The 13,071-nt window shown below is 61.4% G+C and carries 12 protein-coding genes; 5 read left to right on the top strand and 7 right to left on the bottom strand.

Annotated elements, in window-relative coordinates:
* Positions 1 to 159: 159 nt before the first annotated feature.
* Positions 160 to 1,494, top strand: coding sequence for an ABC transporter substrate-binding protein (locus FHU29_RS15590; protein ID WP_064441519.1), 1,335 nt, complete (start codon positions 160 to 162; stop codon positions 1,492 to 1,494).
* Between the two features lie 65 nt (positions 1,495 to 1,559).
* Here FHU29_RS15590 and FHU29_RS15585 read toward each other — a convergent pair whose 3' ends face one another.
* Genes FHU29_RS15585 through FHU29_RS15570 form a run of 4 tightly spaced genes read right to left on the bottom strand, consistent with a single transcriptional unit; the run spans position 1,560 to position 5,705 of the window.
* Positions 1,560 to 2,357, bottom strand: coding sequence for an ABC transporter ATP-binding protein (locus tag FHU29_RS15585; protein ID WP_064441520.1), 798 nt, complete (start codon positions 2,355 to 2,357; stop codon positions 1,560 to 1,562).
* Positions 2,354 to 3,343, bottom strand: a complete 990-nt coding sequence (locus FHU29_RS15580) for an ABC transporter ATP-binding protein (protein ID WP_064441521.1) — start codon at positions 3,341 to 3,343, stop codon at positions 2,354 to 2,356. Before FHU29_RS15580 ends, FHU29_RS15585 begins: the two co-directional genes overlap by 4 nt.
* The gene (locus tag FHU29_RS15575; protein WP_064441522.1) at positions 3,336 to 4,337 is read right to left on the bottom strand and encodes a branched-chain amino acid ABC transporter permease; all 1,002 of its coding nucleotides are present in this window, start codon (positions 4,335 to 4,337) and stop codon (positions 3,336 to 3,338) included. The genes FHU29_RS15580 and FHU29_RS15575 overlap by 8 nt, the downstream gene beginning before the upstream one ends.
* 6 nt (positions 4,338 to 4,343) lie before the next feature.
* Entirely contained in the window at positions 4,344 to 5,705 is a 1,362-nt protein-coding gene (locus FHU29_RS15570) for a branched-chain amino acid ABC transporter permease (protein ID WP_423785888.1), read from the bottom strand.
* 239 nt (positions 5,706 to 5,944) lie between these two features.
* On the opposite strand from FHU29_RS15570, the gene polA reads away from it, so the two are divergent.
* The gene (polA, locus tag FHU29_RS15565; protein ID WP_064441523.1) at positions 5,945 to 8,656 is read left to right on the top strand and encodes a DNA polymerase I; all 2,712 of its coding nucleotides are present in this window, start codon (positions 5,945 to 5,947) and stop codon (positions 8,654 to 8,656) included.
* Between the two features lie 2 nt (positions 8,657 to 8,658).
* The gene (locus tag FHU29_RS15560) at positions 8,659 to 9,777 is read left to right on the top strand and encodes an NAD(P)/FAD-dependent oxidoreductase (RefSeq protein ID WP_064441524.1); all 1,119 of its coding nucleotides are present in this window, start codon (positions 8,659 to 8,661) and stop codon (positions 9,775 to 9,777) included.
* Between the two features lie 4 nt (positions 9,778 to 9,781).
* On the opposite strand, the gene FHU29_RS15555 is transcribed toward FHU29_RS15560, so the two are convergent.
* Positions 9,782 to 10,765 carry a GlxA family transcriptional regulator gene (locus FHU29_RS15555; protein ID WP_064441570.1) on the bottom strand — a complete coding sequence of 328 codons (984 nt, stop codon included), beginning with the start codon at positions 10,763 to 10,765 and terminating at the stop codon, positions 9,782 to 9,784.
* A gap of 94 nt (positions 10,766 to 10,859) precedes the next feature.
* On the opposite strand from FHU29_RS15555, the gene FHU29_RS15550 reads away from it, so the two are divergent.
* Entirely contained in the window at positions 10,860 to 11,012 is a 153-nt protein-coding gene (locus FHU29_RS15550; RefSeq protein ID WP_183377582.1) for a hypothetical protein, read from the top strand.
* Here FHU29_RS15550 and FHU29_RS15545 read toward each other — a convergent pair.
* Positions 11,009 to 11,524 carry a 2'-5' RNA ligase family protein gene (locus FHU29_RS15545; protein WP_064441525.1) on the bottom strand — a complete coding sequence of 172 codons (516 nt, stop codon included), beginning with the start codon at positions 11,522 to 11,524 and terminating at the stop codon, positions 11,009 to 11,011. The two genes, FHU29_RS15550 and FHU29_RS15545, sit on opposite strands and share 4 nt — an antisense overlap.
* A 17-nt stretch (positions 11,525 to 11,541) precedes the next feature.
* Between FHU29_RS15545 and FHU29_RS15540 the strand changes: the two genes are divergently transcribed.
* Positions 11,542 to 12,645: an isocitrate/isopropylmalate dehydrogenase family protein gene (locus FHU29_RS15540; RefSeq protein ID WP_232323032.1), complete on the top strand. Its 1,104-nt coding sequence runs from the start codon at positions 11,542 to 11,544 to the stop codon at positions 12,643 to 12,645.
* 19 nt (positions 12,646 to 12,664) lie between these two features.
* Here FHU29_RS15540 and trxA read toward each other — a convergent pair whose 3' ends face one another.
* Positions 12,665 to 13,045 carry a thioredoxin gene (gene trxA, locus FHU29_RS15535; RefSeq protein WP_013806284.1) on the bottom strand — a complete coding sequence of 127 codons (381 nt, stop codon included), beginning with the start codon at positions 13,043 to 13,045 and terminating at the stop codon, positions 12,665 to 12,667.
* Positions 13,046 to 13,071 lie beyond the last annotated feature (26 nt).

The raw sequence follows: 13,071 nt of genomic DNA, 5'->3' as shown, positions 1-13,071 counted from the left end.
AAAGACAGTACGACCGCAATTAAGGTCGTGTGACGGCCGGTGTGTCTGTCTTGTCCGGTAACTAATCGGCGCTAATCTCCCGAAATAGACCTTCGTGAATCACTTCGGCATTGCGAGAAGTGATCGCGGCGGCCCTACTGTATTTCGAGGAGACTTCGGATGGCACAACGCACATTGTTCCGGCTCATCGCGGTAGCAGGCGCAGCTTCGCTGGTCCTCGCCGGCTGCGGTACTGACAGCGACGATACGGCGGCGGAGAACGGCGACCTGGCTGAGGTCGAACTCGCGGAAACTGATTGCGATCCTCCCCAGGCGGAGCCAAGCGGCAATCCTTCCACGGACCCGCTGCGATTCGGCGGACTCTTGCCGCAAACTGGAGACCTGGCTTTCCTGGGGCCCCCCGAGATCGCAGCCACAGAACTCGCGGTGACTGAGATCAACGACGCTGGCGGCGTGCTGGGCAACCCTGTCAGCATCAACCAGGGTGACTCGGGTGACACGACAACCAACATCGCGAACCAGACGGTAGACCGACTTCTAGCGGATGGCGCTCAAGTCATCATCGGTGCCGCATCCTCAGGCGTCTCGCTGAATGTGATCGACAAAATCGTAGACGCGGGTGTGGTTATGTTCTCGCCAGCGAACACGTCGGACCAGTTCGTCTGCTACCCGGACCGAGGCATGTACTTCCGCACTGCTCCGACGGACGTACTTCAGTCCCAGGCGCTGGTGCAGATGATGGCGGGTGACGGGCTGCAGCGTGTTTCTATCCTCGCGCGCAACGATCCCTACGGTGCCGGTCTCGCTCGCAACACCGAGAAGTTCCTTCAAGAAGCAGGTATCGCCGCCGATCAGATCCAGCTGATCATTTATGACCCCAACGCGCAGTCATTCAACGCCGAGATCGACAGCATTGCTCAATTCGACCCTGATGGCATCGCTGTCATCGGCTTCGACGAGAGCAAGCGGATCATCACCCGGATGGCCGAAGTCGGTGTCGGCCCCCAGGACAAGCTCGTCTACGGAACCGACGGGAACATGGGCAACGCACTCGGGGAGGGGCTGGCCGGAGGTCTGCTCGAGGGAATGAAGGGCACCGCGCCGCAGACTTCGCTCAGCTCTGATTTCGAGGAGCGTGTTCGAGAGGCTGGCCAAGCTGCGGGATACAACCTTGCTGATCTGCAGTACTCCGCCGAAGCCTACGATGCTGTCGTGATCTCGGCACTCGCTGCTGAGGCGGCAGGTTCCACAAACGGGGTGGATATCGCAGCCGCGATCAACGACGTGACCCGCGATGGTGACGAGTGCACCTCCTTCGCGGAATGCCGCGACATTCTCGCTGAAGGCGGCGACATCAACTACAACGGTGTCACAGGTGATCTGGAATTCCGCCCGGCCGGTGAGCCCGGTATCGGCTCGTACGGTGTGCTGGAATTTGGTCCCGACAACCAGCTCGTCGAGGTGGAGGACTACATCGTCGTGAGCGTCGACTGACACTTGCTGCGAAACAAATCTGGGGAGGGAATCGAGCCCTCCCCAGATTTTTTCTTTAGACACCCTTAGCGAGTCTCGTGGCTACCGGCGAGGGTGCCAAGGTACAACTCGATGACCTTCGGATCGTGTAAGAGATTCGCACCTGTGTCCGTATAGGCGTTGCGCCCCTGGTCGAGGACGTAGCCGCGGTCGCACACCTGCAGGCAGCGACGCGCGTTCTGTTCCACCATGATGATTGAGACGCCCGTAGCGTTGATTTTCTTGCAGCGGACGAAGACTTCGTCCTGAAACATAGGGGAGAGTCCGGCCGACGGCTCGTCGAGCAGGAGGACAGAAGGATCCATCATCAGCGCCCGGCCCATCGCGACCATTTGGCGCTCGCCGCCGGACAGGGCGCCTGCCTTCACCCGGCGCCGTTCGCTCAGCAGTGGAAAGAGTCCGGACACGAATTCGAATCGCTTGCCGAACTGCCGCGATCGCAGGTAGATCCCCATCTGAAGATTTTCTTCGATAGTGAGCGAAGGAAAGACGTTCTCGGTTTGCGGCACATAACCCACGCCTTTCGTCACCAGCGTGTGTGCACGCGCAGAAGTTATGTCCTCACCCCGGAGAGTTACCTGGCCATTTCGTACGGGAATGAGGCCGAACAGTGTTTTCAGAAGCGTGGACTTTCCGGCCCCGTTCGGTCCAATGATGCCGACGATTTCCCCGTCTCGAAGATAGAAGTTGCAGTCCTCGAGGATGTTGACCCCGGGAATGTATCCCGCCGTGAGGTCGTCGCCCCGCATGAGAGCGCCCTCGGCCAGCCGATTGTGCGCTTCTGCGGTAGCTGCGAGTTCGGCGGGGGAGCGGTGTTCGGTCACTGTGGCTCCTGTCGATCGTGCGAAGGAACAGCTGCGGGATCAGACAGGTCGCCACCAGCTTCGAGGACTTCGCTGATATCGCTCTCCATTTCCGCGACCATCTCTGCGGTCTCTCCAATGGGATTACCGTGCTCGTCGAACTCGAGCGCCTTGTCGTGGTGGCTGCCCAGATAGGCGTCGACTACTGCCGAATTGCTCGAGAGCTCCGACGCTGGGCCCTCCGCGATGACCGAGCCCTGCGCCATCACGACAACCCAGTCGCTGACATCCCGGATGACGTCCATATCATGTTCGACGAACACCACAGTCATCCCTTCGTCACCGAGTGACTTGATGTGACCGAGCAGGCTTTGGGTAAGCGCTGGGTTGACGCCCGCCATGGGCTCATCGAGCATGATGACTTTAGGGTCTACCATCAGGGCGCGCGCCATTTCGAGGAGCTTGCGCTGCCCCCCGGATAGAGAGCCGGCGAAGTCATTGGCTTTCGTATCGAGCTTGAAGCGCTCGAGCATCGCATGGGCACGCTCGGTGATTTCCGCTTCCTGTTTCCGCCACATCCACGGCATCAGGGCGCCCAGCATCCGCTCACCGCTCTGGCCGGTCGCTCCGAGCCGGACATTGTCCAGCACCGTGAGTTTCGAAAGCGCCTTGGTCAACTGGAAGGTGCGCACTACTCCGCTGCGCGCCATGCGGTACGCGGGCATGCGTGACACTGTGACGCCGTCAACGCTCCACGTTCCGCTGTCCGCGCGGTCGAATCCCGTCAGAAGATTGAAGAGGGTTGTCTTGCCCGCGCCATTCGGGCCGATCAGTCCCGTGATACATCCCCGCTGGAATTCGATGTGGCTCACGTCAACTGCCCGGATGCCGCCGAAGCTGCGGGTCACGTGGTCAGCCACAATGATGGGGTCGGGCTTCGCGCTCCCGGGTTCACGGTCTACTTCGGCGAACGGGTCGGCAGCGCCCGCGCGTGAGGTCTCAGACATTGAGTTGTACCTCCCGTTTCCGTCCCATTATCCCCTGCGGGCGGTAGACGATCAGGACCGCCAGCAGAATGCCGACCAGCATGATCTGAACTGCCCCCACCTGCTGGGCAGAGATAGGAATGACCGCGTCGGGCCCCGAGGAAAGCTGCCGCAGGACGTTGTCGATGAATGAGAACAGGAACCAGAACACCATCGCGCCGACAACAGGCCCGAACACGGTGGCTGCACCACCGAGAATCATGGCTGTCCACGCGAAGAATGTCTGCTGCGTAGAGAAGAAATCGGGGTTCAGCGCCTGGGTGAGCGCGATGAAGATTCCGGCGAGGCCTCCGATGAAACCGCCAAGAACTAGGGCTTGCATTCGGTAGAAAAAAACGTTCTTCCCAAGTGCGCGGGCAGCATCTTCATCCTCGCGCACCGCTTTCAGTGCGCGGCCCCACGGGCTGTTCACCAGCATCCAGATCAGTACGAGCAGGATGGCGATCAGCGCCCAGCCAACTACCATCGCCCAGAGCGTTGAGCCCAGGAACTTGACCCCCAAAATGGTGTACTCCCGTCCAGGTGAGAAGGGGTTCATCGCCTGGAACGTGAAGTTCTGGCCCTGAATGCCGCGCGTGCCGCGCGTGTAGTCATCCGACGCTGTAGAGCGCGTAGCGAGACGGAGAATTTCCGACGCTGCGATAGTGACGATGGCGAGGTAGTCAGCGCGCAGCCGCAACGTAGGAATGCCGAGGAGTAACGCAAGCACGACGGACGCCGCCATACCGACGATCAGTCCCAGCCACAGCGGCTGGTTGTAGATCACCACCGTAATCCCGACCCCATAGGCGCTGACGAGCGCAAAACCAATCTGACCGAAGTTAAGCAGCCCGGTGTAGCCGAAATGCACATTCAGTCCGATCGCGAGCAGTGCGAAGAATATCGCTTGCGGGCCCACGAACTGTGCGAACGCGTTGCTGAAGACAATTCCGAAGTCGATGCCGAGAAAGTCCATCGCGCGTCACCCGATCCGTGCGCGGGAACCGAGGATTCCCTGAGGCCGAAGAACCAGGACGAGGATGAGCACGAGCAAACCTCCCGTGTATTTCAGATCCGGGTTGATGACGAGCGTGGACCATTGGACGAGGAGCCCGATGATGACGCACCCCAGCAGCGCCCCGTAAGCCGTCCCGAGACCGCCGAGGATGATCCCTGCGAACATCAGGAGAAGCAGCTTGAAGCCCATCTCGAACTGCACGGTTCCGTTCAGTTCGGAAAGTCCGAACAAAACACCGCCGAGGGCAGCCAGGCCGCCGCCCAGCGCCCACACGAACATGACTACCCGTTCGACGTTGATGCCCGATGCGGCGGCCAGATCCCGGTTGTCGGAAACGGCGCGCATCGCTTTACCGATCCGTGTGAACTTGAACATCAGTGCTACCGCGATAAGGACCGCGAGGCTGATCAGCATCGTTGCGAGGTTCACCGGTGTGGTCGAGATTGGGCCAAAGTCCTGCTGCCGCTGGCTCTGATAAGTCGTGAACGCTTGGGAACGGTCGCTGAAAAACAACAGGAGCGCGGCACGAAGCGCGAGGGCGAGGCCAATCGACACGACTAGCTGTGCGACCAGACTCGCGCCCCGATTTCGCAACGGCCGCCAGACTATGGCGTTGTTGAGAACACCGACGATGATGCCGACAATGATGGCGATGACCGTCGCTGGTATCAAATGCATGCCGAGCTTCACGTTCACCACCCACGCAGCGACAGCGCCGATCGTGACTAGTTCGCCGTGGGCAAAGTTGGTGAGCCCGGTTGTGCCGAAAATGAGACTCAGACCGACTGCGGTGATCGCGATAACTAGTCCGAAGCGAAGGCCTTCGACGGTGAGGCGGAGGAACCGTTCGGTGAACGTGGTCTCCAGTCCGGTACGCGGATCACCAAATGAGTAGATCACCGAGGCAACCCGGTCAGCCCGTACCGTCGCGCTGCGTTCAGCCTGCTGCACAATGACGTCAACCGGCAGTGTCGCCTCATCCAGCCGCACGGTGTACGTGCCCGGCGACACTCGCATCGACCACTGCCCGCGCTCGCTCGAAGTCGCTTCACCGGCAACGTCGCCGTCCTCGTCGGTAGCCTCTATAGTGACCCCGTTGAGCGGCTCTCCCGCGTTTATCAGCGTGCCCTGGATGGTGCCGAGCGGTCCCTCTTCATCGTTGTTCTGCGCCAGTGCCGATCCAGCCGCGAGCAGTGGGACGACAAGACTGAACATCAGCGCCAGCAGAACGGCTGCCCCGCGGCCAGTCAGGCGCGAGGTCACGGAGTGTGTCACATGTTCCTCCTCCCGGCTGTGCTCGTGAGCACGGGACCGGGTTGTCCGTATTAGGCCTGTCCTCACCACGTTTCGCGACCCTGGTTGTCGCTGAAGCGAATTGTCCGAATCATAGTGTCAGTCCCGAGACAGTATCGGCGGATAGTTTCGATAAGACACTCCGATGTGTTGCCGGGGCGTTACGCATGGCTTGTTGTCGGGGTCACTCCTTACACTGGCCTGTTGTGAGCCCTTCCTCTGTGACCCGTCCTCCCGGAACCCCGTCCCCGACGTCCGCAAGCCCCGCCTCGATGGGAGCCGTGCAGTCAGAAATGCCACGGCTTCTGCTCCTGGACGGGCACTCCCTTGCGTATCGCGCGTTCTTCGCGCTGCCCGCGGAGAACTTCCGCACGTCGAGCGGGCAGACCACCAACGCGGTCTATGGGTTCACATCAATGCTGATCAACTTGCTGCGCGACGAACAGCCAACGCACATCGCGGTGGCTTTCGATGTCTCACGGCAGACTTTCCGCGCTGAGACTTTCCCCGAGTACAAGGCGAACCGAAGTAAGACACCGGATGAGTTCCGCGGCCAGGTTGACCTCACCAAGGACGTGCTCGCCGCGATGGGCATCCCGGTGATGGCTGAACCTGGCTTCGAGGCCGACGACATCATCGCGACATTGACGACCCAGGCGACCGATCTCGGCTATCAAGTTCTCATCTGCACCGGCGACCGTGACGCTTTGCAGCTGGTATCTGACGCTGTGACGGTGCTTTACCCTAAGCGGGGTGTCTCGGATCTGACTCGGTTCACGCCTGAAGCGGTGGAGGCGAAATATGGCCTCTCACCGCAGCAGTACCCCGACTATGCGGCGCTGCGTGGTGACCCGAGCGACAACCTTCCGGGTATCCCTGGTGTGGGGGAGAAAACCGCCGCGAAGTGGATTCGCGAGTATGGATCGCTTGAGACCCTCGTGGAGAAAGTCGACGCTGTACGCGGCAAGGTTGGTGACGCGCTGCGGGAAAATCTTTCGTCCGTACTGATGAACCGCCAGCTCACGGAGATGGTTCGCGATGTTCCACTCCCGTTTTCACCTGATCAGCTCGAAGTGAGTGTGTGGGATCGCGAACGGATCCACCAGTTGTTCGACGACCTCGAATTCCGGGTGCTCCGTGACCGGCTTTTCGAAACGCTGGCCTCACCTGAGCCGGAAGCGGAATCCGGTTTTGAGGTGCGTGGCCGGATTCTCGAACCGGGCGAGGTAGCGGACTGGCTGAATGCTCACGCGGTACCAGGAGCGCGGCACGGGCTGTCGGTGGTCGGCACGCGGCTGGTCTATGCGTCGGACGCAACGGGTGTCGCCATCGCTGCGGCTGACGGCGAGGGCGCCTTCATTGCTGCCGAGACTGTGACCGAAGCCGACGATGCCGCACTCGCAAGCTGGCTGGGCGACCCCGAACAGCGGAAAGCCGTACATGACGTCAAGTGGGCGATCCATGCGCTGCGCGGACGCGGCTGGGCGCTCCGGGGTGTCACGAGCGACACTGCTCTGGCTGCCTACCTGGTCCGGCCGGGGCAGCGCAGCTTCAACCTCGATGACCTTTCATTGCGCTACCTGAACCGTGAACTGCGCGCCGAAGACACCGGTCAGGGACAGCTGTCGCTCCTCGACGACGAGAACGACTCGCAACGCCAGCACGCCGAAACCGAAATTCTGCGCGCACGTGCCGTGGTCGACCTCGCGGCGGCGCTCGACAGTGAACTCGACACGATCGAGTCGTGTACCCTGCTGTCCGAAATGGAGCTCCCGCTCGCGTTCGTACTCGCGGATCTCGAGGCCGCCGGCATTGCGGTGGACCTCGACATGCTCGGGAATCTGCAGCGTCAATTCGCGAGCCAGGTCAACGACGCCGCTGAGGCTGCATACGGCGTGATCGGGAAGCAGATCAATCTGGGTTCACCCAAACAGCTCCAGGTGGTGCTGTTCGATGAACTCGACATGCCGAAGACGAAGCGCACGAAAACCGGATACACCACGGACGCTGAAGCGCTCGCCACGATGTTCGAGAAAACTCAGCATCCTTTCCTCGAGCATTTGCTGACCCACCGCGACTCGATGAAGCTCAAAACCACCGTTGAGGGGCTACTGAAGACGGTCGCTGACGATAGTCGCATCCACACGACGTTCAATCAGACGATCGCCGCGACGGGCCGACTGTCGTCGACTGAACCGAACCTGCAGAACATACCGATCCGGACTGAAGCTGGACGGCAGATCAGGCAGGCGTTCGTGGTGGGCAAGGCAGCTGACGGCACCCCTTACGACGTGCTCCTCACCGCCGACTACAGCCAGATCGAGATGCGCATCATGGCTCATTTGTCCGGGGATGCCGGGCTGATCGAGGCATTCAGAACTGGCGAGGACCTTCACAGCTTTGTAGGTGCACGGGCGTTCGGTGTGCCTATCGATGAAGTCACTCCCGACATGCGCCGCCGCGTCAAAGCGATGTCGTATGGGCTCGCCTACGGGTTGTCGACATATGGACTCGCGCAGCAACTGAAGATCTCGAATGATGAGGCGAAATCGCAGATGGAAGCGTATTTCGCACGGTTCGGCGCGGTGCGCGATTATCTGCATGCGGTTGTCGAACAGGCTCGCAAAGATGGGTATACCTCCACCATCTTCGGTCGGCGCCGATACCTTCCAGACCTGACCAGCGACAATCGCCAGCGGCGTGAGGTCGCTGAAAGGGCTGCACTGAATGCGCCCATTCAAGGGTCCGCTGCTGACATCATCAAGGTGGCAATGCTGCGGGTATATGAGGCGCTTCAGCGGGAGAACCTGCGTTCTCGCATGCTCCTGCAAGTTCACGATGAACTTGTGCTGGAAGTCGTCAACGCCGAACGAGATCAGGTCGAGAACCTGGTCCGCCGTGAAATGGCAAGTGCGTACGAACTTTCCGTACCACTCGATGTTTCCGTCGGACAAGGTCAATCCTGGGAAAGCGCGGGGCACTGAAAATGACCACGACTTACGATGTAGCAGTCATCGGTGGCGGCATGGCGGGCGCGTCAGTCGCGTATGAGCTGGCGAGCGACAACTCCGTCGTTCTGATTGAAACTGAATCGATGCTCGCGACTCATTCGACGGGCCGCTCCGCCGCCACGTATCTCCCCAGCTATGGCGGCCCGGTGGTACGCGCGCTGACGGTCGCTAGCAGGAAGCTCTTCGATTCGATTTCCGCAGAGTGGGGCGATGTCCACCCGCTCGATGCTCGGCCGGTGTTGTGGGCGGCGACAGACGAGACCAGCGATACTGCACTCACTGGGATGATCGAGTCTCGCAGCGGCGGGCCTGGGGAACTGGGCACACTGTCCGCGGACGAAACCTTGCGCTGGTGTCCCGCGATGAACCCGGAGGTGACGCGCCGGGCAGCGCTGGACAACGAAGCGCACGACATCGACGTTCTCGGAGTGCACCAGGCTTACATCCGGGGCTTCAAGGCGCGCGGTGGAACGATTGTCACGGGTTCCGGTGTGCGATCTCTCAGCCCGAACGGGAACGGCTGGAGTGTCGGGCTGGCCAAGGAATCCCTCTCCGCAGGTCTTGTGGTCAACGCTGCGGGGGCGTGGGCCGATGCGGTTGCGTCGCTGGCAGGTGTGCCGCAATTAGGTTTTGTACCGAAACGCCGCACGCTGTTCATGTCACCTGCGCCTGGCAAGCTTGCAGGTGACGGGCCCACAGTGGGCGATCCTGCTGAACGCTGGTATTTCAAGCCCGAGGGTGACGGTGTTCTCGCGTCTCCCGCGGACGCTGATCCCGTTGAGCCCGGTGATGCGAAGCCGTCCGAACTCGGTATCGCGCGTGCGATGGAAGAAATCAACGAGGCGACCACGCTCGGCCTGCGAACAGTGCGCCGGTCCTGGGGCGGTCTGCGGACATTTGCTCCCGACGGCGAGCCGGTCGCTGGGCTTGTTCCAGGGGTCCCAGGGTTCGGCTTCCTTGCGGGGCAAGGCGGATACGGCATCCAGATGGCTCCTGCGCTCGCGGTCGTCGCAGCCGCGCTGTTAACCGGATCGAGTGTGCCAGAAGACATCCCCGTGCGAGCCGAAGCGCTGTCGCCAGCTCGCTTCCTGTGAGCGGCTAGGCACGTGCGAACACACGGCGATACTCGTTAGGTGAAGTGAGCCGAACACGCTGAAAGTGGATCCGCAGCGCGGCGGCGTTGCGGAAGCCGACGCGGTCAGCGATCGATTCGACGGTCAGGTCTGTTGTTTCGAGTAGCCGCTGGGCTTCCAGAACCCGCTGATCATTCAGCCACCGAGCTGGGGTGGAGCCTGTTTCCGCTTGGAATCGGCGAGCGAAGGTGCGCGATGACATTCCTGCGCGGGCGGCAAGATCGGACACAGAATGATCATCACGCAGGTTCACCGTCATCCAGTCGAGCAACGGTGCCATCGAGGAGCCGTTGTGGCGAGGGAGAGGCCGATTCACGAATTGCGCCTGACCGCCTTCCCTGTGCGGTGGCACCACCATCCGGCGGGCAATCCCGTTCGCGACATCGGAGCCCTGGAACTTGCGGACAATATGCAGACACAGGTCGATACTGGCGGCCGTTCCGGCGCTGGTGTAAATGGGGTGATCGTCGACATACAGAACGCTGGGGTCCACGAGCGCATCGGGGAATCGAGCCGCGAGCGCGGCGGAATGGCGCCAATGCGTTGTGCATCTGCGCCCATCGAGTAAGCCCGCTGCGCCCAGAAGGAACGCTCCTGTGCATAGAGAAGCAACGGCCGTCCCGCGCTGTGCCGCTCGACAGAGCGCGCCGAGAGCGGGATCCAGGGTGCCCGTAGTTTTGGTGACGGCAACCGCATCATCAGACTCGTCAACGGCATCGCCGCCAGCGCCCACAATGATGAGATCGGCGGACGCGAGACAGTCGAGATCATGTGGAATGTCTAGGTCGTAGTAGCGCGTGTGAACGGCGCCTGGGCAGGCGGCGACGATCGACAGGTCATACGCCGGGAGTCCGTCATCGCTACGATCGACGCCGAATACCTCGCAGGCGACGCCGAGTTCAAAGGTTTCAGCCCGCGGCGGGAGAAGAACGACCACCTTCTGCAGCATGTCATCAAGTGTGCCGCGCGGATGGCAGAAAATCGACCCTAATTGGCATTCCTGCCACTGTTGACGCGCCCAAAACTGGGCCACAGTGGAATACATGATCAGCCTGATCGTGTTTCTCTTGCTGCTCGTTGTGCTTGACGTGCTGGCGCTGCTCGGTCGCACACGGGACAGTCATCTCGAGACCTCACCGCACGGCAGCCTCCAGTATTGGAGTGAAAGCACTTCGGGCACAAGAGCCGTGTCTTAGCGGTCCCCGGGCACGATGACCGTCTCGCGGCGAAGGGTGCCGTCCCAGCGCCGCGCGCCGACAAACTGTCCGGCCAGGTCTTTTCTGGTGGCTACGAGCGCTAGCGCTGAACCGGCCTGTTCTGGTGTCATTTTGCGAGCGAGGGTGATGTGCGGCGTCCACTGGCCAGGTTCCATATGTCCTGGCTTGCCTGGGCACTCCCGCAACAGTCCGGCGACGCGCTCGTGCTTGGCTAGCAGCGCCGCTGAGGTCGTCACGGCACGGGCGAGGACCATTCGGCGGTCGCCGAAGACAAGGAGCCCGCCGATGCGTGCGCTCAGCGGAAAGTCGCCGAGGGCGTCGGGAATCCTTTTCTCGATCCGCGGGTAGATTTCGTGCGCGACCCCGATCGTGACGTGCGGCCGGGCTCTCAGCGGCTGGCAGGGGAGTCCGGCCTCGTCGAGTGTGCGCCATTGTTCCCGGATCGCCTCTTCAAGCTCCTCGTTGAGAAGCAATTCAACGGATTGCACCATCACCACATTGTGCTGTCATGGCGCTGAAAGTGGGCGATGATGAGGGAATGGTGGACCTTTCCCTTGGAGTGCTGGAGGGCGACGGAATCGGGCGCGAAATAGTCCCGGCGACAGTCCGCGTCGTGGACGCAGCGATGCGGGCAACGTCCGCGGGTGCGATCACATGGCAGAAACTGCCATTCGGGGCGTCCGCAATCCAGACACACGGCAGCCCGTTACCCCCTGAAACGCAGGACGCGTTGTCAGATCTCCCGGGCTGGCTTCTCGGCCCACACGACAACGCTTCGTATCCAGCTGAATTCCGTACCATGACAGCTCCCGGCGGCACGATCAGGAAGCGTTACGGCCTTTACGCGAACATCCGGCCTGCCGTTGCGCTTCCGGGCGTGCGATCCGTGCGGCCCGATATCGACGTCGTGATTGTTCGCGAGAACACTGAAGGTTTCTACGCTGATCGGAACATGTTCACCGGGTCCGGCGAGTTCATGCCGACGAAGGACGTCGCGATGGCCGTTGCGGTGGTGACGCGTGAAGCGTGCACGCGTATCGCCCGTACTGCGTTCACGCTGGCCCGGCAGCGCCGCAACCGGGTAACGGTCGTCCATAAGGCGAACGTACTGCCTCTAACAACCGGCTTGTTCCTGGAGACATGCCGGGAGGTCGGCCACGAGTTTCCCGGCGTCAGAATCGACGACGTGCATGTCGATGCGATGGCCGCGCACCTAGTACGTGGAGGCGACTACGACGTGATCGTGACCGAGAATATGTTCGGCGACATACTGTCGGATCTCGCTGGCGAGTTATCCGGCTCGCTGGGAATCGCGGCATCGCTGAACACGTCTGAGACGCAAGCGATGGCTCAGGCGGCCCATGGTGCGGCGCCTGATATTGCCGGAAGAAACCGTGCGAATCCCATAGCGATGTTCATGTCGGCAGCGATGCTGCTCGACTGGCTAGCTCAACGAGAAGGGGCTGCCCAAATGGGACGGGCCGCCCAGCGCATTCGCCGGGCGGTGACCGCCACAACTACTGCAGGGATCGCGACCTCCGATTTAGGCGGCCTCGCGTCAACCAGCGAATTCACCGAGAACGTATTGGCACGCGTGGCCCGCTGGAGCTGATCACTCCACTAGGCGGGGACTAGGCTTGCTGTGCGCCGTTCTCCTGCTGCTCAGTGATCTGCGCGCGAACATCTTCCATGTCAAGATCCTTGACCTGGGTGATCAGGCTTTCAAGGGCGTCCGGCGGCAGCGCACCAGGCTGCGCGAACACAAGAATGCCCTCGCGGAAAGCCATCACCGTGGGGATTGACTGAATACCTGCGGCAGCCGCGAGGGACTGCTCCGCCTCGGTATCTACCTTTGCGTGAACGACGTCCGGGTGCTTCGACGACGACGCTTCAAATGTGGGTGCGAACTGCTTGCACGGACCGCACCATTCTGCCCAGAAGTCCACCAGGACGACATCGTTGCTGGTGATCGTAGATTCGAAGTCGGCGTGGGTGAGGTTCTGAGTTGCCACACTGGTTCCTAACGTTGTGGGTTTCC

It is taken from the genome of Hoyosella altamirensis (assembly GCF_014191505.1).
GTDB lineage: Bacteria > Actinomycetota > Actinomycetes > Mycobacteriales > Mycobacteriaceae > Hoyosella > Hoyosella altamirensis.
Note: the sequence above shows the minus strand (reverse complement) of the source record. Positions and strands in the feature narration are given on the sequence as shown.

Excerpts from the sequence above, each read along its gene's own strand:
- FHU29_RS15575 (WP_064441522.1), bottom strand. The coding sequence starts at position 4,337 with ATGGACTTTCTCGGCATCGACTTCGGAATTGTCTTCAGCAACGCGTTC.
- FHU29_RS15555 (WP_064441570.1), bottom strand. The coding sequence starts at position 10,765 with ATGCTGCAGAAGGTGGTCGTTCTTCTCCCGCCGCGGGCTGAAACCTTT.
- FHU29_RS15545 (WP_064441525.1), bottom strand. The coding sequence starts at position 11,524 with ATGGTGCAATCCGTTGAATTGCTTCTCAACGAGGAGCTTGAAGAGGCG.
- FHU29_RS15590 (WP_064441519.1), top strand. The coding sequence starts at position 160 with ATGGCACAACGCACATTGTTCCGGCTCATCGCGGTAGCAGGCGCAGCT.
- FHU29_RS15580 (WP_064441521.1), bottom strand. The coding sequence starts at position 3,343 with ATGTCTGAGACCTCACGCGCGGGCGCTGCCGACCCGTTCGCCGAAGTA.
- FHU29_RS15550 (WP_183377582.1), top strand. The coding sequence starts at position 10,860 with ATGATCAGCCTGATCGTGTTTCTCTTGCTGCTCGTTGTGCTTGACGTG.
- polA (WP_064441523.1), top strand. The coding sequence starts at position 5,945 with ATGGGAGCCGTGCAGTCAGAAATGCCACGGCTTCTGCTCCTGGACGGG.
- FHU29_RS15540 (WP_232323032.1), top strand. The coding sequence starts at position 11,542 with ATGGCGCTGAAAGTGGGCGATGATGAGGGAATGGTGGACCTTTCCCTT.
- FHU29_RS15560 (WP_064441524.1), top strand. The coding sequence starts at position 8,659 with ATGACCACGACTTACGATGTAGCAGTCATCGGTGGCGGCATGGCGGGC.